This is a genomic window from Flavobacterium sp. GW821-FHT12A05, from assembly GCF_058807735.1.
On sequence record NZ_JBXAQY010000006.1, the window covers coordinates 311,579 to 337,365 of the forward strand.

The 25,787-nt window shown below is 35.2% G+C and carries 19 protein-coding genes; 4 read left to right on the top strand and 15 right to left on the bottom strand.

The features are described from left to right. Positions 1 to 156 precede the first annotated feature (156 nt). The 10 genes from AC1RRQ_RS15760 to AC1RRQ_RS15805 form a co-directional block, all read right to left on the bottom strand. Positions 157 to 2,337: a glycoside hydrolase family 97 protein gene (locus AC1RRQ_RS15760; RefSeq protein WP_493023992.1), complete on the bottom strand. Its 2,181-nt coding sequence runs from the start codon at positions 2,335 to 2,337 to the stop codon at positions 157 to 159. 47 nt (positions 2,338 to 2,384) lie between these two features. Continuing rightward, positions 2,385 to 3,767 (bottom strand): alpha-amylase family glycosyl hydrolase, encoded by a 1,383-nt coding sequence (locus tag AC1RRQ_RS15765; RefSeq protein ID WP_493023993.1) that lies wholly within the window; start codon positions 3,765 to 3,767, stop codon positions 2,385 to 2,387. A 104-nt stretch (positions 3,768 to 3,871) separates the two neighbouring features. Then, complete coding sequence (locus AC1RRQ_RS15770) at positions 3,872 to 4,954, bottom strand: SusE domain-containing protein (RefSeq protein ID WP_493023994.1); 1,083 nt, start codon at positions 4,952 to 4,954, stop codon at positions 3,872 to 3,874. Positions 4,955 to 4,967: 13 nt separating this feature from the next. Continuing rightward, positions 4,968 to 6,476: a RagB/SusD family nutrient uptake outer membrane protein gene (locus AC1RRQ_RS15775; protein ID WP_493023995.1), complete on the bottom strand. Its 1,509-nt coding sequence runs from the start codon at positions 6,474 to 6,476 to the stop codon at positions 4,968 to 4,970. Between the two features lie 8 nt (positions 6,477 to 6,484). Continuing rightward, positions 6,485 to 9,757 carry a TonB-dependent receptor gene (locus AC1RRQ_RS15780; RefSeq protein WP_493023996.1) on the bottom strand — a complete coding sequence of 1,091 codons (3,273 nt, stop codon included), beginning with the start codon at positions 9,755 to 9,757 and terminating at the stop codon, positions 6,485 to 6,487. Positions 9,758 to 9,888: 131 nt separating this feature from the next. Then, positions 9,889 to 11,067, bottom strand: a complete 1,179-nt coding sequence (locus AC1RRQ_RS15785) for a FecR family protein (RefSeq protein ID WP_493023997.1) — start codon at positions 11,065 to 11,067, stop codon at positions 9,889 to 9,891. Between the two features lie 386 nt (positions 11,068 to 11,453). Beyond that, positions 11,454 to 12,017, bottom strand: a complete 564-nt coding sequence (locus AC1RRQ_RS15790) for an RNA polymerase sigma factor (RefSeq protein ID WP_493023998.1) — start codon at positions 12,015 to 12,017, stop codon at positions 11,454 to 11,456. Positions 12,018 to 12,412: 395 nt separating this feature from the next. Further along, a complete protein-coding gene (locus tag AC1RRQ_RS15795; RefSeq protein WP_493023999.1) occupies positions 12,413 to 13,069 on the bottom strand; it encodes an aspartate kinase in 657 nt (218 codons plus the stop codon). A 119-nt stretch (positions 13,070 to 13,188) separates the two neighbouring features. After that, positions 13,189 to 13,560 carry a YraN family protein gene (locus AC1RRQ_RS15800; protein WP_493024000.1) on the bottom strand — a complete coding sequence of 124 codons (372 nt, stop codon included), beginning with the start codon at positions 13,558 to 13,560 and terminating at the stop codon, positions 13,189 to 13,191. A gap of 184 nt (positions 13,561 to 13,744) precedes the next feature. Then, entirely contained in the window at positions 13,745 to 14,644 is a 900-nt protein-coding gene (locus AC1RRQ_RS15805) for a S66 peptidase family protein (protein WP_493024001.1), read from the bottom strand. 210 nt (positions 14,645 to 14,854) lie between these two features. Between AC1RRQ_RS15805 and AC1RRQ_RS15810 the strand changes: the two genes are divergently transcribed. The 3 genes from AC1RRQ_RS15810 to AC1RRQ_RS15820 all read left to right on the top strand — a co-directional run bounded on the left by AC1RRQ_RS15810 (position 14,855) and on the right by AC1RRQ_RS15820 (position 17,051). Then, a complete protein-coding gene (locus AC1RRQ_RS15810) occupies positions 14,855 to 15,952 on the top strand; it encodes an endonuclease/exonuclease/phosphatase family protein (protein WP_493024002.1) in 1,098 nt (365 codons plus the stop codon). A gap of 105 nt (positions 15,953 to 16,057) precedes the next feature. Beyond that, positions 16,058 to 16,597, top strand: coding sequence for a 3-hydroxyanthranilate 3,4-dioxygenase (locus AC1RRQ_RS15815; RefSeq protein ID WP_493024003.1), 540 nt, complete (start codon positions 16,058 to 16,060; stop codon positions 16,595 to 16,597). A gap of 142 nt (positions 16,598 to 16,739) precedes the next feature. Beyond that, the gene (locus AC1RRQ_RS15820) at positions 16,740 to 17,051 is read left to right on the top strand and encodes a hypothetical protein (protein WP_493024004.1); all 312 of its coding nucleotides are present in this window, start codon (positions 16,740 to 16,742) and stop codon (positions 17,049 to 17,051) included. A 2-nt stretch (positions 17,052 to 17,053) separates the two neighbouring features. Here the strand turns inward: AC1RRQ_RS15820 and AC1RRQ_RS15825 are convergent, their stop codons facing one another. Both AC1RRQ_RS15825 and AC1RRQ_RS15830 read right to left on the bottom strand, forming a co-directional pair. Then, positions 17,054 to 17,344 (bottom strand): type II toxin-antitoxin system RelE/ParE family toxin, encoded by a 291-nt coding sequence (locus AC1RRQ_RS15825; protein WP_493024005.1) that lies wholly within the window; start codon positions 17,342 to 17,344, stop codon positions 17,054 to 17,056. 126 nt (positions 17,345 to 17,470) lie between these two features. Then, positions 17,471 to 18,430 (bottom strand): MBL fold metallo-hydrolase, encoded by a 960-nt coding sequence (locus AC1RRQ_RS15830; protein ID WP_493024006.1) that lies wholly within the window; start codon positions 18,428 to 18,430, stop codon positions 17,471 to 17,473. 183 nt (positions 18,431 to 18,613) lie between these two features. On the opposite strand from AC1RRQ_RS15830, the gene amaB reads away from it, so the two are divergent. Beyond that, positions 18,614 to 20,167, top strand: a complete 1,554-nt coding sequence (gene amaB / locus AC1RRQ_RS15835) for an L-piperidine-6-carboxylate dehydrogenase (protein ID WP_493024007.1) — start codon at positions 18,614 to 18,616, stop codon at positions 20,165 to 20,167. Positions 20,168 to 20,241: 74 nt separating this feature from the next. Here amaB and AC1RRQ_RS15840 read toward each other — a convergent pair whose 3' ends face one another. The 3 genes from AC1RRQ_RS15840 to AC1RRQ_RS15850 form a co-directional block, all read right to left on the bottom strand. Then, on the bottom strand, positions 20,242 to 23,004 hold the full coding sequence (locus tag AC1RRQ_RS15840) for a pectate lyase family protein (RefSeq protein WP_493024008.1): 2,763 nt from the start codon (positions 23,002 to 23,004) through the stop codon (positions 20,242 to 20,244). A gap of 429 nt (positions 23,005 to 23,433) precedes the next feature. Then, positions 23,434 to 24,207: a Bax inhibitor-1/YccA family protein gene (locus AC1RRQ_RS15845; RefSeq protein ID WP_493024009.1), complete on the bottom strand. Its 774-nt coding sequence runs from the start codon at positions 24,205 to 24,207 to the stop codon at positions 23,434 to 23,436. Positions 24,208 to 24,373: 166 nt separating this feature from the next. Then, a complete protein-coding gene (locus tag AC1RRQ_RS15850; RefSeq protein ID WP_493024010.1) occupies positions 24,374 to 25,765 on the bottom strand; it encodes an NADH-quinone oxidoreductase subunit N in 1,392 nt (463 codons plus the stop codon). Between the last annotated feature and the right edge of the window lie 22 nt (positions 25,766 to 25,787).

Sequence of the window (25,787 nt, forward strand, 5' to 3'; positions counted from 1 at the left end):
TTTTGCCCATGAAAGGACAATAGTTTTTTTCGCCACGAATTGCACGAATTTCTCGAATTCAGCTTGTTTTCTTAATCTCTTTGAGATTAAAAATTTGTGCTAATTCGTGGCAAAAAAACTTAGAGACTTAGTCTCTCAGCAACTTAGAACCTTAAATTAAATCTTTTTCAATCCCTTTAATTCTTCAGCATTTGCTTCTTTAATGCTGATCGCAGTACCTCCGCCCGGAGCTAAATATTGCTTCAATTTGCTTTTAGAGTTTACGATCACTTTGGTAACGGTATATTTTTGCGGGTTTACGTTCCAATTGGCATCTTTGGCATCTGCATAAATAGTGGCGATGAAATTTTTTCCGGCTGGTAAATACTCAAACGAAATGTTTGCTGTTCTTGCATTTTCATCTGTAATACCGCCAATAAACCACTCGTTTTTGCCTTTTGCTTTACGCGCAATGGTAATGTAATCTCCAGGTTCAGCTTCCAGAATATAACTGTTATCCCAATCTACAGCAACGTCTTTAATGAACTGAAAGGCATCTGGAAAACGTTCATAATTTCCCGGAATATCAGCTGCCATTTGCAACGGACTGTACATTGTAACATAGTAAGCCAATTGTTTTACCAAAGTCGTATTAACGCGTTGCGTACTTCCTGTTCCGTAATACGAAAGATCGGTCTGGAAAATTCCCGGAGTATAATCCATTGGGCCTCCCATTAAACGGGTAAATGGTAAAATTGTGGTGTGATCCGGTGCTAATCCTCCCATAGATTCAAACTCCGTTCCGCGAGCAGATTCCTGAGCAATCCAGTTTGGAAAAGTTCGGTGTAAACCAGTCGGACGAACCGCTTCGTGGCTGTCAATCATAATTTTATAATCGGCGGCACGTTTGGCAACATTAATATAATGATTGACCATCCATTGCCCATCGTGATGTTCGCCACGCGGAATAATTTTCCCAACATAACCTGTTTTTACAGCATCGTAACCGTTGTCATTCATAAACTGAAAAGCACGATCTAAACGGCGTTCGTAATTGGTTGCAGATCCTGAAGTTTCGTGGTGCATGATAATTTTTACGCCTTTTGAAGCCGCATATTCATGAACCGCTTTTACATCAAAATCCGGATAGGCCGTTACATAATCAAAAACTTCTTCTTTCCAGTTGTTAATCCAGTCTTCCCAGCCAATGTTCCAGCCTTCGATAAGGATTGCATCAAAACCATTTTTAGAAGCAAAATCGATATATTCTTTCGCGCGTTCTGTTGTGGCTCCGTGTTTTCCGTTTGGAGTAAGTTTAGTGAAATCATCCGTTAGCTTTACGTTTGTTTCTTTTCCAAAAGCCCAGGTACTTTTTCCGGCAACAAAATATTCCCACCAAATCCCGATGTATTTTACCGGTTTAATCCACGAAACATCTTTGTAACTAGTTGGATCATTTAGGTTCAGGATTAATTTTGAAGCCAAAATATCGGTTGCTTTATCACTTACTACAATGGTTCTCCAAGGCGATTGGGCATCAGTCTGCATATAACCTTTTGCTCCAACAGCATCTGGCGCCAAATGACTCATCATTTTGTTGTTTACAGCATCAACTTCAAGGTACATTGCGGGATAATTGATTAATCCTGCTTCATGAATGTTGATGTATAAACCATCATCAGATTTCATCATTGACGGCGTTTGGACTGCTAATTCTTTTATTGGCCACTGCGAATTGATATCGATAGTCGCTTTTTTCATCAGCGAAGGAATCTCTGAAATTTTTGATGTTGTATACGCATATTCGTTGGTATCATAATCTCCCGGAATCCAGAAAATTTTATGATTTCCAGCCAAATTAAATTGAGAACGTTCTTCTTTTATTACAAAATAATTCAGCTCATTTTGTTTCGGAAATTCATATCTAAATCCCAAGCCGTCGTTGAACAAACGGAAACGAATGCGAATAAATCTATTGTTGTTTTTTGCTTGAGCTAATGTGACAACTAATTCGTTATAATGATTACGAATCGTTTTTTCTTCGCCTAAAACCGGATTCCAATTTTCATCAACAGAAGATTGTGCTGTATTTGTAATGGTAAAACCATCCAAAAACGAAGGCAGATTTTGAAGTTCTAAACCCAAAGAACTTGGTTTTAGAACTGCTTTTTGTTTATATGATAATTGGTAAGAAGGGATGCCGCCTTCTTTTAATTCAAATTTTAAAGAAAGATTTTTGTCCGGCGAAGTTATTTCTTGTGCCCGAAGCCAGAATGTACTAAGGCATACAAAAAATAAAAGCGCTGTTTTTTTGCTCAAACGAATTTGAAGCAATGATTTTTGGGATTGAAAATTCATGTTATTTAGGTTTTTGCAAATCTAGTTTTATTAGAAAATGCGTGTAATTAATTTTTCAATACTAAATATTGAAATGACTGCAAAGTAATATCGGCACCAACCGTTACGGCTGCTCCGGTAAAAGCGTCTTTCCAGTTTCCTTTTAGAGAAGGCGGAACAAGATATTTTACGGCAGCATCGGTTATATTAGAAAGTACAAAAACTTTTTCGGTATCATTTGTCATAGTAAATGCGCTTACTGCATTGCTGCTGTAACCTGTAAAACTTCCTTTTTTGATGGCGCTGCTGGTGTTTCTAAAAGCAATGATTTTTTTGTATTCAGCAAGCATTTCTGTATCTGCAGTCGACCAGTCAATTGGTGTTTTTGCGAAATAGTTTATTCTTTGAGCATAGCCAATTTCCTGTCCGTTATAAATCATCGGAACCGATTTTAAATAAGCCGCAACAACAAAAGCAGCCAAAGATCCTTTTTTACCTTTAAAAAGTTCCAGCGGAGTTCCGTCAGTAAGGTTTACGTCGTGATTGCTGGTATATCTTACGATTTTGTTTTCCGGATTATAATTGTTTGCATATTCTGCTGCATTAGAATCCTGAATGGTAGTGGCAGATAGGTTTTCTTTGAAAAGTTTTTCTAAAGTGCTGAAAAAATTGAATCCAAAAGTATAATCAAAACCAGCCTCAAAATGATTTACTCTTGTACCTTCTGCAAGCATTAATATGTTTTGGTTTTTCTTGATTTTTCTCAATTTCGTAATAGCATCTGACCAAAAAGTCTTCGGTACAAAATCGGCATAATCGCATCTAAAACCATCAATATTTGCGTTGTAAACCCAGTATGACATGGCATCGATCATGGCGTTTCTCATTTCAGTATTACCAAAATCTAATTGTGCTACGTCGTTGTAATTTGTTCCCGGCGGAATTATAATTTTTCCATCGGCATCTTTTTGATACCAATTTGGATGTTCTGTAATCCAGGCATTATCCCACGAAGTATGATTGGCAACCCAGTCTAAAACCACGGCCATATTTTTTTTGTGCGCTTCTTCGACTAAAGTCTGAAGATCCTGTAAAGTTCCAAAATCCGGATTTACGGCTTTATAATCTTTTACCGCATAAGGCGATCCTAATTCTCCCGAAGCTTTTAGTTTTCCAACCGGGTAAACCGGCATCAGGTAAATAACATTTGCACCCAATTCCTGAATTTGAGACAGTCTTTCCTGAACTCCTTTTAAAGTTCCGGCCTGGCTAAAAGCACGAATGTTTACCTGATAAATGATGGCATCTTCTTTCTTTGGCATTTTGTCGAAAGAGGTACCATATTGTGTATACGGAGAGTCTGGTGTTTTGGCATCGTCGTCAGAAGAACTGCAGGAAATAAAGGCTAAGGCCAGCAGCAATGTATAAACGATTTTTATATTTGATTTCATGTTTTTTTGATTTTTTAAATAATTCCAGAGTTTAAGATAGCCTGCCTTTCGCTCAAAAAAGGCAGGTATCACTCAAACTAATCTAGCTTTATTACAATGTTAGATTATTTTTTAATTATCGTACAAGTTGCTGTTTTTGGGTAACCATTACTTACCGGATCTGTTTCATCAATTTGGAAAGTTACTTCATAAATACCCGCTTCAGGAATATCATAAGCTCCTCCGTTATCTAAATTGATTGTATTTGTTGAGGCATCTGCAGGACCGTAGTTAATTGTCCAGCTGTTGTTTAACCTGAATTTTAAGGCTCCCGGAACTAAGCTGGCCGTAACTTTCCATGTTTTGGTTTTATGATCGTAGCTCATAGGAGTGCTGTTATCCCAGCCTCCTGCTTGAGAAGTTCCAACAATTCCCCATGCATAAGGAGTAGAAGTCCATTTTAAAGTATTTATATTAACTTTTATTTGATACGATCCTGCTCCCGGAAGTGTAAAATTAGTATCACTCATATTTTTCAGGTCACTGTTACTTGCCCCTGCACCGTAGAATTGCACCCAATTTCTTTCTTTATTAAATTTAAAAATTGGATCTGCTCCTGCAGGAAGTGTCATATAACCTTGAAATACTCCCAGTTGAATCTCTTTTAATGCAGCAGCTGTTCCTACATCCCATGCTCCCTGATAGCTTCCCGGCATATACATTTCGCCAAAAACAACCGTTTTTAGGTAAGGCGTCACATTTATGGTAATAGGAGCAGAGTACACTTTATGGTCCATAGTGGCTTCTACACGAAGTACCAATTGCCCCGAAACATCTGTTTTAAGTCCTAAGTCCGTAGCTATTTTATTTAATTCTGCTCCAGTAAATGACTGGCTTAAAACGTCTTCTCCAACTACAATTCGTTTGGCTTTTTGCCAGGCTTCACTCCCTTTAATATCTGTAGTTAAATCCAATTGAATGGCATAAGTAACCGGTGCCGAAATTGGAAACGTAACTTTGGGCCATGATACTAGTAAAGCGGCTTGATCTGCCGTATCTTCTTTAAGGACTATTGCAGTCGATGAAACTTCAATTACAGAAGGAAAACTTACTGATTTCAGCGTCGTTGGTACGGCTTCACTTTCGCAGGAAGCGGCTAAAAAAAGCAAGCCTCCAAGTAAGCATAATTTATTGATATATTTTTTCATGATCGTTTTGTTTTTAGTAACCTGGGTTTTGTTTAAGTCCACGATTAGCATCTAAAGCAGATGTTGGAATTGGGAACAATTTTCGGTAAGCAGGAGATGCAGGTCTGAATTCGTTTGCTAATAAAAATTTATCAAAACGAATCATGTCTTGTCTTCTGTGGCCTTCCCAGTTTAATTCGAATCCTCTTTCGTTGTAAATATCATCAAGGGTTGGGTTTGCATCCAGCGCACTTAATCCGGCACGCATTCTGATTTGATCTACAAATGGTTTTGCAGCAGCAGGATTTCCTAAACGAGCCTGGCATTCTGCCATCATCAAAATAACATCGGCATATCTAAAAATAGGAAAGTCATTCGATGCACCGCCGCCGCTTTTTGCTCCTGCAGGATAAAATTTAACGTTACGAACTCCTGCCTGAGGAGCAGCTCCTGGATTGTCTAAAGAAGCAACATCCAGTGTATAGTTGAATCCGCCAGCTTGTTCTCCAACTAAAAACTGTCTTCTTCTAATATCATTTGTTGCATATTTTAAGAAGAAATCTTTAGGAACAATAGTTCCGTTCCAGCCTGAAAATCCAAATAAAGCAGTACCATGCGGACCGTATACGCTTCGAATAGCATAAATATTACGAGAAACAACATCAAGAGTGGCGTAAATTGGTAAAATAGTTTCATCATCCGGAAGTACATCTCCAAACAATTCATAATATTTATTTTTTAATGGACTTGCATCGTTATCCTCACCAGAATGCAGAGAAAAACCGCCTTCGCTGACTTTGTTACAAGCCGCCAAACATTCTGTCCATTTTGCTTCTCCGGTATAAACCTGAGCATTTAAATACACTTTTGCCAGTAAAGTATAACCAGCCCATTTGTTGAATCTTCCGTAAAAGTTTCCTCCTTTGGTTACAGAAAGTAATTCTACGTTTTCTGTTAATTCTTTAACGATGAAGTCAAAAACTTCCTTACGGCTTGACTGCGGAATTTTGTCAACTGTAATATTATTATTGGTAAAAAAAGGAACATTGCCAAAATCATCAATTAATAAATAATAAAAGAAAGCACGCAGTACTTTTGCCTCGGCAATTTTTGAAGGATCGGCATTTGATTTTTCTAATAATTCAACGGCTAAATTGGCATTGAAAACAGATTTGTATAACCAGTTCCAGGTATTGTTGATAATGAATTCAGAAGGAAGCCATTCGTGTTTATGCAAACGGGCAAAATCCTGCTGCCAGTTACCGTCATTTCTATGCGGAATTACCTGCTCATCTGATGACATACAGTTCATGTCGTACCAGCCGTTATCTGCTCCTGCATAACCTACACCGGGTACATTTTTGCGTTCAAAATCACCAGGAATTTCGGCATAAACACTCGCCAAAGCAATATTGGCTCCTTCTGGAGTTCCATAAAAACTGTCGGGCTGGTATTTGTCGTATATATTTTCGCTGATGTCTGTACAGCTGAAAAGTGTTAGGAAACATACGCTTCCTGCTGCTACTATATTTTTAATTTTCATTTCTTTTACTATTTAAATTTTACAGTCAAACCAAATGCAACGCTTCTGGTACGAGGATAAATTCCTTTATCGCCGCCAAAATTATCATTAGGATCACCACTTCCGCTTATATTCAATTCCGGGTCAACACCAGTATAGTCTGTAATCAGCAGTAAATTATTTCCTGTAAGTGAAAGGCGTATAGAGTCTACATATTTATCTGTAAAGCGGAAAGTATATCCTGCTGTAACGTTTTCTAAACGAATAAATGAGCCATCTTCAAGCCATGCATCAGATCCGTATGGAGAAGAAAAGATTCCTTTGTCAACAGCACTCACTAATACATTTGAACTACCTGTATTTTCCAGCATACTCAATCTTTGGTTAAGATTGTTGTAGATTTTATTTCCTCCAGAACCTCTCCACAACATAGAAGCATCGAAGTTTTTATATCTGTACGATGGGTTAAATGCAAAAGTATAAGTTGGCAGTGCCGAACCCGCATAACGTCGGTCTGCACTTGTAGCACCCTGATCAATTTTACCATCTCCGTCACGATCTTTTACCGTTTCTACGCCGTTATCATTTGTGCCGGTACTTTCCAGAATATAAAAAGAGCCAATTGGTTTTCCCTGCACTAATAATGAATTTGGTGCTCCCCAGTTTACATAGTTTGTATTTAAAGGAATTCCGTTAATGCTCCCGCTTAAATTAAGGACTTCATTTTTCATAAAAGAAACATTTCCTGCTAATGTCAGCGTGCTGTTATTAGTTTTAATAACATCATAAGCAAGTGCTGCTTCTAAACCTTTGTTTGAAATACTTCCAACATTGGCTTTGATTTTATTATATGGATAAGGAGGCTGAGGTACCGTATAATCAAATAGAAGATTATCTGTTCTCGAATCGTAAACATCTACACTACCTCTTAATCGGTTATCTAAAAGAGCAAAATCAAGACCGATGTTGGTTTGTTTTTTAGTTTCCCATTTCAAATCGGCATTGGCGTTTTGAGCAATGGTAAAGTTGGTAATGATTGATCCTCCAAAATAAATATTTCCGGCGCTGTCAACTAATGGCAGTGAAGTCTGCGGATAAAGTCCCTGCTGATTTCCGGTTTCACCATAACCTACACGTAATTTTAACTCACTAAATAAGTTTTGATTAGCCATAAACGGCTCTTTGTTGATTTGCCAAGCCACAGATGCTGAAGGGAAATTTCCCCATTTGTTATTGGCCCCAAATACAGATGAACCGTCTCGTCTCATACTGGCTGTAAGTAAATAACGGTCTAGTAAAGAATAGTTTAATCTTCCTAAATAGGAAACTAAAGTTCTGTCGTTTTTATACGATCTGATATCGCCGGCTCTTACCTTAGACAGATCTCCAAACTGAAGTGCGTTGTAAGTTGCTTCATCACTTATAAAACCTCTTGCCTGAGTATAGTTTCCCTGATAAGTCTGGCTTTGCCATTCGTATAAAGCCAAAGCATTAAAGCTGTGGATTCCTAACGTTTTTTTATAAGTAAGGCTAAGATTGGTTAATTTTTCGTTTTGTCTGTCATTTTTAATATTAGCAAAACCATGCTGTTCAATTGCATAAGCTTCTGTAGATTCTGCCGGCATATAATAACCTATTGTGCTATTGGTTTTTCTCCAGCTTCCAAACCAGTTTGCTGTAAAACCTTTGCCTAAATCTAAATCGGCCTTTAAACTCCCGAATAAATTATCATCCTGTCTTTCGTTTGTTACCGTTTGTGCGGCTGCATAAGGATTTAAGTAATGAAATACAGTTGGATCTGTAAAGTAAGTTCCGTCAGTATTATAAACAGGATCTGTTGGTCTTGCCAATAATGCATTGGTAATAAGGTTTGATGTATAAGCCACCGTTCCTATACTGCCAATACTGCTTGTTATATTATTTACTCCTGTATTTAAATTAAAAGTTAGTTTTAATTTGTCGTCAAGAGCTAATTGAGTGGCCTGAATACGGCCAATATATTTTTGATTGCTGGAATTAATTACCACTCCATCCTGCATAATAGCAGTGATAGAAGCCCTGTAATTAAATTTATCGGTTCCTCCTCCGAAAGATAAAGTATGAGTCTGCGTAATGCCGGTTTGAGTCAATAAACCATACCAATCTGTATTTGAACCATGATTGGAAGATGCCGGAACGCCAACACTCTGAGCTGTTTCCCACCATTGGTTTGCATCGAGCATGTTTAATTTTTTTGGAATAAAATCAACAGATGTCGATCCTGTGTATTCTATGGTGCTTTTTCCGGCTTTGTTTTTCTTAGTTGTTACAATGATTACTCCGGGTGCTCCTCTAGAACCATAAACAGCCGTAGCCGAAGCATCTTTTAAAACATCTATATTTTCAATTTCGCTGGGCGGAACCTGATTTAATAAATCCATGTTTCCCTGAATTCCATCTACAACAACCAGCGGATCATTTCCTCCAATTAAAGAAGAAACACCGCGAATACGAACACTAGGTCCTGAACCCGGTTCGCTCCCAATTTGAGTAATATTAACACCTGCAGCTTTACCCGAAATTAATTGTAGAGGATTTACAATTGCTCCTTGATTCATGTCTTTTGCAGCAATAGAAGAAACAGCTCCTGTGACGTCTTTTTTTGCAGCAGTTCCATAACCCACTACTACAATTTCCTGCAAATCTGTAGCGTCTGGAAAAAGCTGAACGTTTATTACCGTTTGATTAGCCGTTACTTTTTTCTCTTTATATCCAACAAAAGAAACAATAATTACAGCCTGAGCACTTTCTACGGTAAGTTTGTATTTTCCGTCAAAATCCGTAACTATTCCGTTTTTAGTTCCTTCTTCCAGAACCGAAGCTCCGGGCAGAGGAAGGCCGTTTTCGTCTGTAATAATACCGGAAACCGTTTGTTTTTGAAATTGGATAACCTGCGTTTTCAGCTCGGTTTTTTTAAGGATAATTTGTGTGTCTCTTATTTTGAATTCTGTCAGCGTTCCTTTAAAAATTTTGTCTAAAACAACATAAATCGGCTGGTCTTTTACCGAGATCGAAACGGTGCGGTCTAAGTCGATATCATTCAGTTTGTAAATAAACCTGAAATCAGTTTTTTGTTCAATGGTCTCAATAACCTTCTCGATTGTTGAATTGTTTAATTCAAGGGTAACTTTTGTTTTTTGGGCATAAGTATTCCCTCTAATATTAAACATGGCGACCAAAATAAGTAGTGTAGTTAGTTTCAATTTTAGGTCATTTTGGAATAATGAGTATAGGAACCCAATATTCTTAGATTTTTTTTTCATAATTTTGTTAATTGATTGTAGTTAATTCGTTATATTCAATCACTTAGTTAATCGGAAATTGTTCGCAGCTCTTTCCGATTTTTTTATTCCCGTAATTTTAGTTCATCATATTTTTTAATTGGTTTTAGTGGTTATTTAATTAGTATTTGATCATTTTTTATCGTGTAATTAATACCGTGAATGTCGTTGAAGTAACTCATCACTTTATCAATAGATTCATCGCCAAAACTTGCATTGAATTTTTCGTTTGCCAGTTTTTCGTTTTTGTTTACAATGGTAACATTATAGCGCCTTTCGAGCTTTGTAATAATATTTTTGAAAGTCATGTTTCTAAAAGTCAGTCCGCCATTTACCCATGAAGTATAGATGTCTGTAATGACTGCTTTGGTCGAAATTTTAGCATTTTCTTTATTGAAACTTCCTTTAAACCCAGGTTTTAAAATCGTGTTTTTGGCAGCATCAAATTCTGTTTTCGATTCATACATCCCAACAGATCCTTCAACCAAAACAACATCTGTAGAAGCATCTTCAGGATAGTTTGAAACATTGAAATGAGTTCCTAAAACACGTACGTTCAATTCATCGGCATTTACTATAAAAGGATGTTTTTTGTCTTTTGCTACATCAAAAAAAGCTTCTCCATCCAGAAAAACCTGTCTGTTTTCGCCAGCAATAAATTTTACAGGATATTTTAAAGTAGTTCCTGAGTTTAAGTGAACAAAGGTTCCGTCAGACAATTGAAGACGGAATTTTTTTCCGTACGGAATTTTAATCGTGTTGTAAACCAATTTCTCCGGATCAGAACTGTTTTCGTAGACGATTTTATCGCCATTTTGATTTCCTACGATATTCCCTTTTGCATCTTTTACCTGCGCTGAGGTATGTTCAGACAAAATTTGAGTTTCGCCATTTTCTAACTGAAGGACAATATCAGAACTTTTAAAATCGAATTCTTTTTCAACAGTTTGATGTGATATGTTTTGTTTGTAGAAAAAACCAATTCCGAGCAGGACTACTATTGAGGCCGCAATTGAAATGTATTTTCTAAAATTCGATTTTCTTGTCGGAAGTTCAATTACAGATTCTTCTTCTTTTGAAGCCGATAAGATATTCATGAAAATATCGTCTGCGGTTTTTTTATCCATTTTAGGCATTTCGTCAAGAAGATTTTGAATGTCTTCTACCGTTGGAAAATCGTCTGTAAGCTGATTTTTTTTATAATAAGCAATTACCTCGTTTGTTTCTTCGGGTGTACATTGGTTTAAAACAAACTTTTGTAAGAGGCTTTTTATTTCAGAATTTGAATTCATTACGAATTGTTTTTGGTGGGGTTTTTATATAATACAGTTGAAATGGATTTGAGTACTACTCAAACGTTGTAATTTTTTAAATTTTAACATTTGAATAGATTGGTAAACTTTGTAAAATATTGATTTTGTTGACGTTTTGAAAAAAAAAATTTTTTGACAAGTGCATTTTTTCTGTCATTTCGAGCGAAGGGAGAAATCACACAAGAAACTCCGCAAACAAAATCGCCAATCTTTGTAGAGTTACGAGTGTGATTTCTCCCTTCGCTCGAAATGACAAACTTTGCGATCTTAGCGTACATCCTTTGCGGACTTTGCGGTTAAGCTTAATTAAAAAGCAAAAAAAAATCACCCCGAAAGAGTGATTTAATTGGTTAAATTGGTTTTGGTTAGATAATCTCATCATGAACTTGAAAAAAGACTCGCATCGATTCTAATGCCTTGCTCATTTGGTTCCTGACAGTATTTATAGAGATGCCGAGTTCCTGACTAATTTCTTCGTAACTCATGCCTTTCTTTCGTGACATTTTAAAAATTTGTTTCCGTTTTGGCGGTAATTGCTTCATCGCCTGTTTTCGGAGTTTCTTGCAGTCTTCTTCACGAATGGAGTAATCTCCGTATTCATGCGATGTCTGACTTTCATAAAAAACGGCTTCTCTCAACGCCAGATCATTTGCAGCTTTATTCAATAAATTAAAAGCCTGATTTCGTGCAATTGTAAAAATGTATGCTTTAAACGACTGCTCTAAATTTAAATTTTTGCGATGCTGCCAGACTTTCATAAAAACATCCTGAACATTTTCTTCGGCAGCCTCTTTCGATTTTAATAAACTAATGCTGTAGCCATAAATATCCTGATAATACAAATCAAAAAGGGAACGAAATGCTTTTTCGCTGCCATTTATGAGTTCGCTTACCAATAATTTGTCGCTATAATCTTTGGCTTCCAACATTAAATTAATTAGTTTGTACTTAAATCTAATTATATTACGATACTATCAAAAATCGATACTCTAATGCATTGAGTGGTTAGCAAATATATAAAAATATTATTCGCAGCAAAAAATGGTAAAAGGAACTTATTTGTGATTTTTAAAATCTATTTTGGCAGGAATCTCAGCAAATACGGTGTTAAAATGCTTTTTATCAAGTTGATAACTTTTTGGCTAAAATTTTAAAAATTAACTACCTTGAAGTTGCTTTTCTGAGAATATTCTTATTCTAAAACTAATTGTTTGAAAACTTAGGAATAGAAAATGGTAAAAAAAATCCTTTTGTCTTTTCCTGAATAAGACAAAAGGATTGTATATTTTGAATCATTAAAGATTCAGTATTGATAATTCTCTAATTAGTTTTTCAAGTCTTTGATTACTTTAAAAGCAATATCAACCTGATCTTCACCAACAAGAATTGTAAATTCATTTGAAGTAGAAATTACCTCATTTATAATAATTCCTTCCCAAGCTAAACGTTGGAAAATGAAGTAATAAATTCCTGGAACAACGATGTTTTCTTTTGGTAATTTTACGGTAATTGACGCTAAATTATCTAATTTCTGAATTAGTTTTTCTCTCATAAAGTGTTTTTCAACTAAATGATTCACACTGCTGCTTACCACAATATTAGTTTCATTTACCCCACGAGATGAAGTGTAGAAAATATCAGATAAAGCATTAATATCAGAGATTAAATCGGCTTGTTTGTTTAAAACAGTTTCCGAAGCAGCAAACGTGTAATCTGTCAATTCAGATCTTACTGTAATCTCACCAATGTTTTTAATTACTTTGTTGATTTTGTGGTTCAGTTTAAAATCTAATTCCTCAGTCAAACGTTTAAGAGACATTACTACAGCACCTTGTTTAACTTCTTTACCAAACTCACTTTCCAGTTCGGTCATAATGTTCCGAGAGAGAGAAGTTAAGTTGATAATCCCGAGAGATAAAGCGTTTAAGAGAAAGGGTTTCGTTTTGATGTAATTTTCGACGATTGAAGAAACGGTTTTCATAGTTTTTTTTCTTTTTTTTTGTAACTTAATTGGGTTGGTTTAGTTAATTTGATGTTATAAATCTTAGCAAAGATAAATAAAAAAACAATTTGTTACAATTATAACAATAAAAAAATATGTTAAAAGTGATAAAAAGCGTCGGTAAGATGTTCAATTGCAAATGTTTCCCCGTTTTTATGGATCGCAACGATGTCAAATCGAACATTTAAATCTTCTCCAAAATCCTTTTCCCTATAGTTTATGTAGGCATTTACTGCTTTTATGAGCAGGTTTATTTTTTTTTGTTTTACAAATTCTTCAGGAGAACCAAAATCTAAACTCGATCTTGTTTTAACTTCTACGACTGCCAGAATATTTTCTTTTTGGGCAATAATATCTATTTCGGCCTTTTGAAAAGTCCAGTTTCGATCGAGAATCTTATAGCCATTTTGCTGAAGATATTCTACAGCGAGTTCTTCTCCTTTTTTTCCGAGTTCGTTGTGTTCTGCCATTTTTTAGTTTTCAGTCTCAGTTTTTATTCTGAGCGTGAGGCTTTATTTTATGATATAGAGAGCTTATTTCACGCAAAGTCGCTAAGACGCAAAGTTTTTAAATAATTACTTTGCGTCTTAGCGACTTTGCGAGATTTTATAATGTGGTATTTTTTCTTAAACTTAAGAAATAGGATAATTTATATTATTTCTGGAAAGTAACAGTACTTCCGGATGCATTCACGTCTATAGAAATGGTGCTTCCCATAATTAAAGCGCGATTATCCTGAACATGCCCTGCAGGAAAATTAAAAATAACCGGAATATTATATTTTTTGGTAACATCATCAATGATTTCTAATGCATTTTTCCCCCAAGGAACTTCATTGTCTTTCATTTTAGTCATACCGCCAATAATGATTCCTTTTAGGTTTTCAATACAGCCGTTACGTCTTAAATTCATCATCATACGATCGATATGATACAGATATTCGTCTAGATCTTCAATAAATAAAATCTTGTCTTTACAGTCAATTGCAGATGGAGATCCTAATAAACTATATAAAATAGAAAGATTTCCGCCCACTAATTCGCCAGTTGCCTGACCAAAACGATTCATTTTATCCGGACCAATAGAGTAGTAAAGAGGTTCGCCAAACAAACTTGATTTCATAGAACTTACGGCCGCAGGAGTTGCGCGCGGTACCGTAACGGGCATAATACCATGAATTGATTTATAACCCATTGTATTTAAATGATTGTGCAAAACCGTTACATCACTAAACCCAACAACCCATTTAGGGTGCTGTTTAAACTTTGTAAAATCAAGTAAATCGAGCATTCTAACCGTTCCGTAACCACCTCGAACGCACCAAATCGCTTTTATGTTTGGATTGTCTAATTGCTTCTGAAAATCGGCAGCACGTTGTTCATCTGTTCCGGCTAATTGGTTATAGTCCAACCCAATTGAGCTTCCTACAACGGCTTCTAAGCCCCAGCTTTTTAGTAAATCTATGGTTGGTTTTAAATTGTCGTCGATATTTTTTCTGGCTGTTGCCACAAGAGCTACAGTATCTCCTTTTTGTAAATAAGGTGGTGTTATCATGATTTGTTGTGATTGACAGGTGAATGATTGGAAAGCAAAAATAAGAAATGCCAGTTTAGCGTAATTAAAATAATTGGTAATAAGGAAGCTTTTCATGGTTTCTTGTGCTTAATTTTAAAATAATAGAGTTGTAATATAAATAATCGCCTAAACAAAAATATTGAAAATTCTTACAATTTATTTAAATTAGGCGCTTAAATTTTTAAAGTTATGCAAATTATTAAATTTCAGTTTTGTTTACTCGCCTTTTTTACAATTTCTCTTTCAAACGGACAATCTAAGCAATATAATATTCATACTGCGGCATTTTACAATTTCGAAAATCTCTTTGATATTTATGATGATGAAAGCACCAATGACAACGAATGGACGCCAACAGGGAAGCAGCATTGGACAAAAGAAAAATATGAACAAAAACTAAAGAATCTATCCAGAGTAATTTCTGAAATAGGAAAACCAGAAAACTCAAATGCACCAACTTTATTAGGTTGTTCCGAAATAGAAAACAGAGGTGTTCTCGAAGATTTAATAAAACAAGAAAAAATAGCCGGTTACGATTACGGAATTATTCATTTTGATTCACCCGATCAGCGTGGGATTGATGTGGCGCTTTTATATCAAAAGAAATATTTCAGACCTACTTCGTATTCTAATATTCCGTTATTGATCTACAAAAAGAAATCCGTTCTTCAGGAAAATAATAATGAAGATTTAGGTGATGTTGAAACCAAGATAGATACAAAAAATCGAATTTTTACCAGAGATCAGCTTTTAATAACGGGTTTTTTGGATGATGAAGAAATTCATATCATTGTCAATCACTGGCCTTCGAGATCCGGAGGAGAAAAAGCCAGCAGTCCGTTTCGTGAAGCGGCAGGCCTATTAAACCGAAAAATAATAGATTCGTTACAGCAGATAAATCCAATGGCAAAAGTTATAACAATGGGTGATTTAAACGATGGACCTTTTAATAAAAGTGTAAAAATCGCTTTGGGAGCAAAGGCAAAAAAGACAGAAGTTCCAGAATTTGGAGTTTACAATCCGTTTGAAGAAATGGCCGAAAAAGGAATGGGAACACTGGCTTTTCGTGATTCCTGGGATATTTTTGACCAAATTATTATGACAAAATCTTTTATAGAACCTGATTTTTCGAGTTTTAAATTCTGGAAGGCAGGCATTTTCAATAAACCTTATCTTATTCAGACTTCTGGAAAATACAAAGGATATCCGCTTCGAAATACTTTGGCAGAAGCAGGTTTCAGCGATCATTTTCCGGTTTATGTTTATTTAATTAAGGAAAAATTGTAGAGACGCACCGCAGTGCGTCTACGTTTCTATTATCAAAACCTGTAAGACGCACTGCGGTGCGTCTCTACAATTTCACTACCTTAGCTTTTCATAAATTCCAAAAAAATGGCTATAGCAAAACCATTCAATCTAACTAAATGGATTGAAGATAACCGACAATTATTAAAACCACCTGTTGGAAATAAAAATCTATATGTTGATTCAGGCGATTATATCGTAATGATTGTTGCCGGACCCAATGCCCGAAAAGATTATCATTATAATGAAACCGAAGAACTTTTCTATCAATTAGAAGGAAGCATAAAAGTAGTAATTCAGGAAGACGGCGAGCGAAAGGAAATGGAATTAAATGCCGGAGATATGTATTTGCATCCTGCTAAAATTCCGCATTCTCCTGTTCGTTCCGAAGGTTCAATTGGATTGGTAATTGAGCGCAAACGCGCCGGAAAAGGATATACCGATGGACTTCTTTGGCATTGTGACAATTGCAATCATAAATTATATGAAGTGTTTTTTGAATTGCATAATATAGAAAAAGACTTTTTGCCTCATTTCGAACATTTTTACAATTCAGAAGAATTAAGAACCTGCGATAATTGCGGCACCGTAATGGAAACTGATCCTAGATTTACGGCTAAGAAATGATTTCTTTATTGAGTACAAAATTAAACCCGACAGGTTTTTAAAATCTGTCGGGTTATTTTTTAATATTTTGTAAGTAAAATGGATATTCATAATCGTTTTTGATGTATTTTTGTATCATAAATGATATAAAAATACATCACTTATGATACAAGAGATAATTGCATATAAGAATATAGTAGATAACATTGAGATATTAATGGAAAAATCGCCGTATAAAAAAAACTATATTATCGAAAAAGTTGGTATTCCAAGTCCAACGTTTTATCGAAAATTGAAAAATCAATCATTTACACCAGATGAAGTATTGTCTATTGCAAAAATACTTTCACCAGAAGAAAATTTTATGTTGGAATTGAAAGCTAATATTGAGCAGGGAAAACTTGATCTAAAGAACGGTGATTTTATAACACATGAGGAAATGTTAGCCGAACTAGAAAGTAAAAAACTAATATAATATTACAAATCTATTATATTTAATGGTTTTTGGCGATTGTTGTGAAAAGTGATTAGTTCTATAAAATCTTTTCCTATTTGATAATATAAAGTAACGTGTCTTGAAATTACTATTTCTCTACATTCCAAGCTTGAATTGTATTTTCCAAGTAAGGTGTTTTTTCCTAATAAGTCGATGATTTGTAAAACATCTTTGATGAATTTTTGGGCTATTGACTTCGACCAAAATTGATCTAAGTAATTCCGAATATTATAAAAGGTGTATTGCGCTTTTTTTGACCAAATAATTTTCATAAAACAAAATTTATCTGCTAAAATATAAAAATTAACTTACAAATAAGTTTGTTTTACATTTTAGACTTGAATAAATTTTGTAATATAAAAATCCGTTTAATCCGCGTAATCTGTGGCCTAGATAAATTACAACTCAAGTCTTTTCCCTTGTTCAGGATAAATAATCTTCAATCCTAAATCATTTTGATTTTTTAGCTGTTCTTTAATTTTTGCAATACTCTTAGCGGGAGGTTTTAAATGCGTAATAATAATTTTGAAATTATTTAAAGAACCTTTCCCAGCTAATTCTTCTAAAGTGTGAAGCTCAGCCATTAAGTGGTTCGGAGTTAAATGCCCGAATAAAAATTTATCCGGCTGCTCGTTTGGAAACGAAACTTCAATAAAAATCCCTTTCAGTTGTTTACCCTGAACTAAAGGCGCAACTGCTGTCCATAAAGCTTTTAATTTATCACTCTTTTCAACAGAATCTGGTCCAGTATCTCCTAAATATAAAGCATAATTGTTGTCATTTTTAATTAAAAAAGCAGTACTCTCAAACGGATTTACGTGGCTTAAAGGAAAAGCCTTCACTGTCATTGTGGTGTTTGAAAGCGGTATTTCTTCACCTAAATTTAAAGTCTGAAAATGATATTTTTTCAGTGGAAAACCAACTCCTTTATCTCCAAAATTCGCCCAGATTTGATCGTTAAAATAATGATTTTCCATCATTTCCATGCATTTTTCAGTAGCATAAACCGTTTTAGAAGAATCAGCGGGAGAGTTAATGATTAAGCCCGAAACGTGATCTAAATGGGCATGCGAAATCAAATATCCTTTTATATATTTTCGTAAAACCTCGCTGGTTGAAACTTTAAAAACTTTATTGTCAATCGCTTTTTCAATTCCGGCATTAATAGTTCCGGCATCTAAACAAATAAAATCTTTTGTATAAGAAGGCGCTATTAAATAAGCCGAAAGATTTTTTTCGTCGATACCGCCTTTTACTCCAAGAGGAACGATTTGAAACGAAGATTTTTGTTCTTTTTGAGAAAACGCATTAAAGGAAATCAATACAAAACAAAGCAAAAGCCGACTAAAATTGGTCATATTATTCATTATTAGAAGTGCAAATTTCATCAAATTTTACGAATAAATCACCGTCGGTTTGCGTTAATACTTATATAATAACGCTAAATTTACTTTGTTTTTAATAATTCAATTCAATTTGAAATTAATTCTAAAAGAATATCTTTACATAAAAATATAACAATTTTAACTAAAAAAGTTACAATGACAACAATAGCATCACAATTTGGCATGAATGAAGCTTTGGAAAAACTGGGAATTAAACTGGTTAATGAAGGAACTTCAACTGGAACAGAAAATTTTTCATCGGGTGAAATTTTAGATAGTTTTTCTCCTGTGGACGGAAAATTAATTGCATCGGTAAAAACTTCAACTCTTGAAGATTACGAAAAAGTAATGCGTTCAGCAACAGAAGCATTCAAAACTTTTAGATTAATTCCAGCGCCGCAACGCGGCGAAATTGTGCGTCAGTTTGGAGAAAAGTTACGTCAAAACAAAGAAGCTTTGGGTAAATTGGTTTCTTATGAAATGGGAAAATCATTGCAGGAAGGTTATGGCGAAGTTCAGGAAATGATCGATATCTGTGATTTTGCAGTTGGATTATCCCGTCAGTTACACGGATTAACCATGCATTCAGAAAGACCGGGACATAGAATGTACGAACAGTATCATTCCTTAGGAGTTGTCGGGATTATTTCGGCTTTTAATTTTCCGGTTGCAGTTTGGTCATGGAACACGGCTTTGGCTTGGATTTCCGGAGATGTCTGCGTTTGGAAACCTTCTGAAAAAACACCTCTTTGCGGTATTGCCTGTCAAAATATAATTGCTCAGGTTATCAAAGAAAATAATCTTCCGGAAGGAATTTCTTGTTTGATAAACGGTGATTATCAAATAGGAGAGTTGATGACAAAAGACACTCGTATTCCGTTAATTTCTGCAACAGGTTCTACAAGAATGGGAAAAATTGTGGCACAAACTGTTGCCGGAAGATTAGGAAAATCGTTATTAGAACTTGGAGGAAACAACGCAATTATTGTAACGCCGGATGCCGATATTAAAATGACCGTTATTGGAGCTGTTTTTGGAGCGGTTGGAACGGCAGGACAACGTTGTACTTCAACAAGAAGATTAATTATTCACGAAAGTATTTATGATAAAGTAAAAGAGGCAATTGTTGCAGCTTATAAACAATTACGAATTGGAAATCCGCTTGACGAAAACAATCACGTTGGACCGCTTATCGATACGCATGCTGTTGAACAATATGCTGTTGCTTTAAACAGAGTGGTTGCCGAAGGCGGAAAAATTTTGGTTGAAGGCGGTGTCCTTTCTGGCGAAGGTTATGAAAGCGGCTGTTATGTAAAACCTGCAATTGCTGAGGCCGAAAATTCTTTTGCTATTGTACAACACGAAACTTTTGCTCCGGTTTTGTATTTAATTAAATATTCTGGAGATGTTGATAATGCGATCGAACTTCAAAATGGAGTAGCACAAGGATTGTCTTCGGCAATTATGACAAATAATTTGCGTGAGGCCGAAAGATTCTTATCTGTAGTAGGTTCTGACTGCGGAATTGCCAACGTAAACATCGGAACTTCAGGAGCTGAAATTGGCGGTGCTTTTGGTGGTGAAAAAGAAACAGGCGGCGGACGTGAATCTGGTTCTGATGCCTGGAAAATCTATATGAGACGCCAGACTAATACCATTAATTATACCACAAATCTTCCTTTGGCTCAAGGAATTAAGTTTGATTTGTAAAAGCATATTTTAAGATAAGAATAAAAGGCTTCCAGATTTTGGAAGCCTTTATTTTTAGAAAATATTCTAAATGTTTATTTTTTTACAATAGTCTGGTTTATTGAACCATCCGAAGTAAAAATCTTTGCTAAATAAGTTCCTGAAGCTAAATTGTTTAAATCGATAGTTTCATTTCCTTTTTGAGATGTTTTTACCAAAATTCCCAAAACATTATAAATCAGAATCTTTTCTACTTTTTGGTTTTGATCCGATAAATATAATGCGTCAGATACAGGGTTTGGATATAAAAACGGTTTAGAATTTTCTGTCCCAATTAAAGTTTCAGCTTGAGCAACTCTAAGCGTTCCCGTATTGTAAACTGTGCTCATGTAAAATAAATTGGCAGTATCTTTTTTCGTAATCGTATGACTTCCTGATGCCAGCGTAACCGTTACAATTCCGTTAGAGGCAACTCTATCTACGTTATCAACTTTAATCGTTGCAGCAGCTTCAACAAAAACCAGCGTTAAAGTGCTCGCCTGAGAAGTGGTAAAAGTAATAGTTGTCGATGATTCGATTTTCAGGCATTGCGTTAACGTTAAACCATTATAAGTAACAGTTCCTTTTGTAGTCGAAAGATTTCCAGTTATAGTATAGAAATCACTGTCTTTTCCTGAAGTTGTAAAATTATGTATTTCATTTCCTGACGGATTGCCTGTTGTTACTGTAATAGTTCCTGAACCTGTCGCTGTAGTTCCGGTTCCAATGGTAGCAATAGAATAAGAAACGGTTGCCGTTGGTGTTCCGCTGATTGTAATTGTTTTAGCCGAAGCATTTTTTACAAAACTAATTCCAGAAGCTGGTAATCCTGTTACTGTTGCATCTGTGGCAGTTCCTCCCCAAGTAAAAACAATTGAATTTATCGCCGTTCCGCTGGCTACAGTCTGACTGTTATTATTGGTTGAAGTTAAAGTTTGCGTTCCTGCTGCGTTAACAGTAATTGTTCCGCTTCCTGTTGCAGGAGATCCCGCTGTCCCAGATGTAGCGATAGAGTAGGTAACCGTTGCTGTTGGAGTTCCTGTAATTGTAATTGTTTTTGCAGTAGTATTTTTTACGAAAGATAATCCAGAAGCTGGTAATCCTGTTACTGCCGCATCAGTTGCGTCTCCTCCCCAGGTAAAAACAATAGTTCCTATAGCCGTACCGCTTGTTACGGTTTGGTTGTTATTAGAAGTTGATGTCAAAGTTTGATTTCCAGCCGGCGGATTTGTGCCGCCTTGTACCGCAACTAAACTGGTCTGGTAAGCATTTAATGCATCTCTTAAACCAATGTTTACACCATCGGCAGTATCATCAACAGCATTGTTGAATGTCCATTGAAAATCGCCGCCGGAAACACGACCTGCATATTGCATTACTGTTGTTTTTGCATTTTCAGGAGTTTCTGGTGTGTAAGCATACATTACACTCGAATTCGTATCGAAATTATTATATGTTTTAGCTCCTTTTTTTGATGTAATAGTGCTGCTTATTGTTTCATTTCTTGTCGATGCAATATAAGCATCAAATTCTACCGGATTAGTTGAAGCATTGTATCCAACAAAACGGGTTTGTCCGCTCATCGTATTGTTAAATGCTTTAATTGTACCGCCGTCTTCGCTTGAGAAAGTTCCTTGTGCACCATTATAAACATCAGTTCCCTGCATTGAAGTCAGCATTGGATATTTGCAATTTCTGAAGAAGTTCCCTTCTACAAACACAGAGGAACCCAAAGTTGATCCTACACCATATTTAGAATTTCCATCGTAATAATTGTTATAAACATGAGCAGAATAATAACGAATTCTTGGGTGACGAGAATCTGAATGATCGTACCAGTTGTGGTGATAGGTTATATACAAGCCTTCAGTAGTTCCTTCGCTTAAACCCAAAAGATTACTTTTTCCGTTATCCCAAAAGTGGTTGTATGAAAAAGTTACGTAAGTAGATTTTTTACAGTCCAAAGCTCCGTCACCTTTTATTTGATCTGCATCACCTCCGGGTTTTCCATAAAAGAAATCGCAATTATGAACCCAAACATAATCATTGTCCTGCTGTAATCCGATATTATCACCTTCAGAGCTGTCTACATTCATAACTCCGATATTTCGGATTTCAATATTAGATGCATTTTTTGCTCTAATTCCCCATCCGTAAGCTGTGGCATCGTTTCCAATTCCTTCTAAAGTAATGTAGCTTAATGCGTTATTGTTGTTTTCAATAACTAGATCACCACCCAGCATATAGGTTAAATCAGTGATTTGACCAATCAAACGAATAATCAAAGGTCGCGTGTCTTTACCTTTTTTATAACCATCCAAAATAGTTTGCAAACCCACGCAAGGATTTGCAGATGCACCAGTTACGTTTAAAGAAACGGTGTTTTTGGTTTGTTGTGTAATGTATAGAATTACAGCATTGCTTTTAGGAGTTCCGTCTGCATTATAAGCTCCGGGAACGCGAGAGTTTGCAAATGCAAATCCAGATCGATCATGTGCTTTAACGGTTAAGGAGCTGGTTGTGGTGCCAGTTCCCTCAGCTCCGGAAATAACAGGTTTAATTTTTACTGTGTAAGATCCCGCTTTTAATCCCGGAATATCAGCGCGAAAATAAGTTCCATAACTTCTGATAAGTTCGTTATCAATTTTTTGATCAACAATCCCTCCTCCGGTATAATACACGTTATAAGTTTGGGCATTACTTACAGGCTGCCATTTTACAAAAACAGATTCAAGCCAGCCGCTTGCTTCGTTAATTTGCTGTGACCATGTTTGAAAAGCAATTAAAAACATAGTTAGAAAAAGTAGGTTTTTTTTCATAATTGTTTAAGTTAGACATTAATAATAGTTTTTGTGGTTTTTTGTGATTCTCGACACAGGTTATTTGTAATCGATTACACAAAATTATACAAAATTTATATATTCTTAATTATTTGTGCTTAAAAAAATATATATGAAAAAATATTTTGTTTATTTTGTTTAAAATGTAATAAATTGCACTAATTGTAATTTATTACATAATGTGGTTTTTGTCTAGAAGTATCGATTTTACTGACTTTTTTACTTACAAAAAAGTAAACATTTCTTAAATGTTAGTTTTATGTTCTTTTTAATTGTTTTTGTGAAATTTCTAAATTTTTCAAAAATATTCTGTTTTATTAGACGAAAATGAAAGTGCTCAGTAAAGTTTTGAGCAAAAAAAAGCCTTTTTGAATTTCAAAAAGGCTTTCTTATTTTATATAGAAGAAATTAATCTTTACTTGCGAATTTAGATAGTAATCTTAAAAATTCAATATACAGCCAAACCAATGTTACCATTAATCCCATTGCGCCGTACCATTCCATAAATTTTGGCATTCTCTGCTGTACACCTTTTTCGATTTGATCGAAATCTAAGAATAAATTCAAAGCAGCAATGATGATTACAAAAACACTGATTCCAATACTCATCATTGAGTTTCCGTGATGAACAGGAGTAAAACTTGTAAACATAGAAACAACCCACGAAATTAGGTAATACGTAGCAATTGCCAAAGTAGCCGCAATTACAACAGATTTGAATTGTTCTGTAACTTTTACGATTTTAAATTTATATAAACCAAGGCAAACCAAGAAAGTAACTAAAGTTGCTCCTACAGCATTGATTACAATTCCAGGATACATTGCTTCAAAAATAGCAGAGATTCCTCCAATAAATAATCCTTCAAATAAGGCATAACCTGGAGCAAGATAGGGAGAAGCCTGTGGTTTGAATGCAGAAATAAGCACTAAAACAAATCCAACAATGGCACCGCCAATAGCAGGAAGCATGATATCCATTCCGTTAAATGCCATCCACCATGTTACCATAGCAGCGCCGCATAAAATTAAAAATAAAATAGCTGTCTTGTTTATTGTACCAGACAAAGTCATTTCCTGATTGTAGTCGATAATCTTTGCTTCGTGTACTTCTTCAGCTCTTGAAACAGCATTTGATGAAAAACGCTTGTTGCTTAAAAACGGATTTTTTGAATTGAAGGCCATAGTTTTAATACATTTAATTGAACCCAAATATATGGAGTTTTTTCGAAGTCTTCAGGTTAAGCGTAAATTTTTAACATGAAATTTTCTTTTGAAATACGGCCTTAAAGCAAAAAATCCATCAAAAGAAACTCTTGATGGATTTGTATATTTTTTATTCTGAATTTTTTTAATTCAATAGATCTAAAACTAATGATGGGAATAAACCTAAAGCAATATTTAAACCTATAGAAATAATGGCAACGGCATAAATAAGGAATGGTTTTCCTGTACGCTCTTCATTTGGTTCTTTAGAATACATAGCCAAAATAAGTTTGAAATAATATCCAACACTTATAATTGAGTTAATTACAGCTACAATTACAATTGCTACATAACCAGCATGAAGTGCCTGATCAAATAAGAATAATTTCGCAAAGAATCCTGAGAAAATTGGAATACCAGCCATAGATAACAATGAAGCTGTCAATATCGCAGCCAATAGCGGATTTGTTTTTCCTAAACCGTGAAAGTTTGTAATATCTTCATTATCCTGATTTTTGCAAACGTATAAAATTACGCTAAACGCAGCAATACCAGCTAAAGCATAAGCAGCTGTGTAATATAACAGAACCCCTGCAGAAGTTGCGATAGTTAAGAAAGTAATTAACATAAAACCTGCGTGCGAGATTCCAGAGAATGCCAGCATACGTTTTACATTTACCTGACGTAGAGCCATGATATTTCCAACGGTCATAGACGCAATTGAAACGAAAAGAATCACATTTTCAAATGTTCCTAAAAGATCCTGATTCTCTAAAGATGGAATTAAATTTAATTCTGAAACTAATTTAAAAAGTGTTGCGATCGCTACAACTTTTGCAAGTGTACTCATTAAAGCAGTTGTCAAAGCAGGAGAACCTTCGTAAACGTCCGGTGCCCAAAAGTGAAAAGGTACAGCAGCAACTTTAAAGAACATTCCAATTGTCATTAAAATCATTCCGATAGGAAACCAGATTGGTAACTCAGCAGATAATGAACTGTCGTGAATTTCCATAACATCAAAAGTTCCCATTGCTCCGTAAATTAAACAAATCCCGAATAAGATAATTCCTGATGCAAAAGATCCCATTAAGAAATATTTCATACCAGCTTCGTTACTTTTAATATTCAAACGATCGCTCGCTGCAAGTACATATAATGCAATTGATAAAATTTCGATTCCAAGGAAAAACATAGCTAAGTTTCCAAAAGAAACCATAGCAACTGCTCCGGCCAATAAAAAGATTTTTATAGCGATATAATCAGAAATTTTTGTCTGGTGATTTTCGTAAAAATTATGGCTTAACGCTACCAGGAAAATGGTTAGAATAATGAACAATGATGAAAAGGCAGTCGAAAATTTACTTACCGCAATCATGTTATTGTAATAACTTGCTGTTGTTCCAAATTCATAATAATTAAGCGCCAAGACACCCAATAAACCTAAAATGGTAAACGGAACAATGCCTTTTCTAAAATTTAGAATTTCAAACAATAGGCAGAAAATACCCAATCCTGTTATAGCTATTAATGTATTCATTTTTGTTTTTTTGATTTAGGAA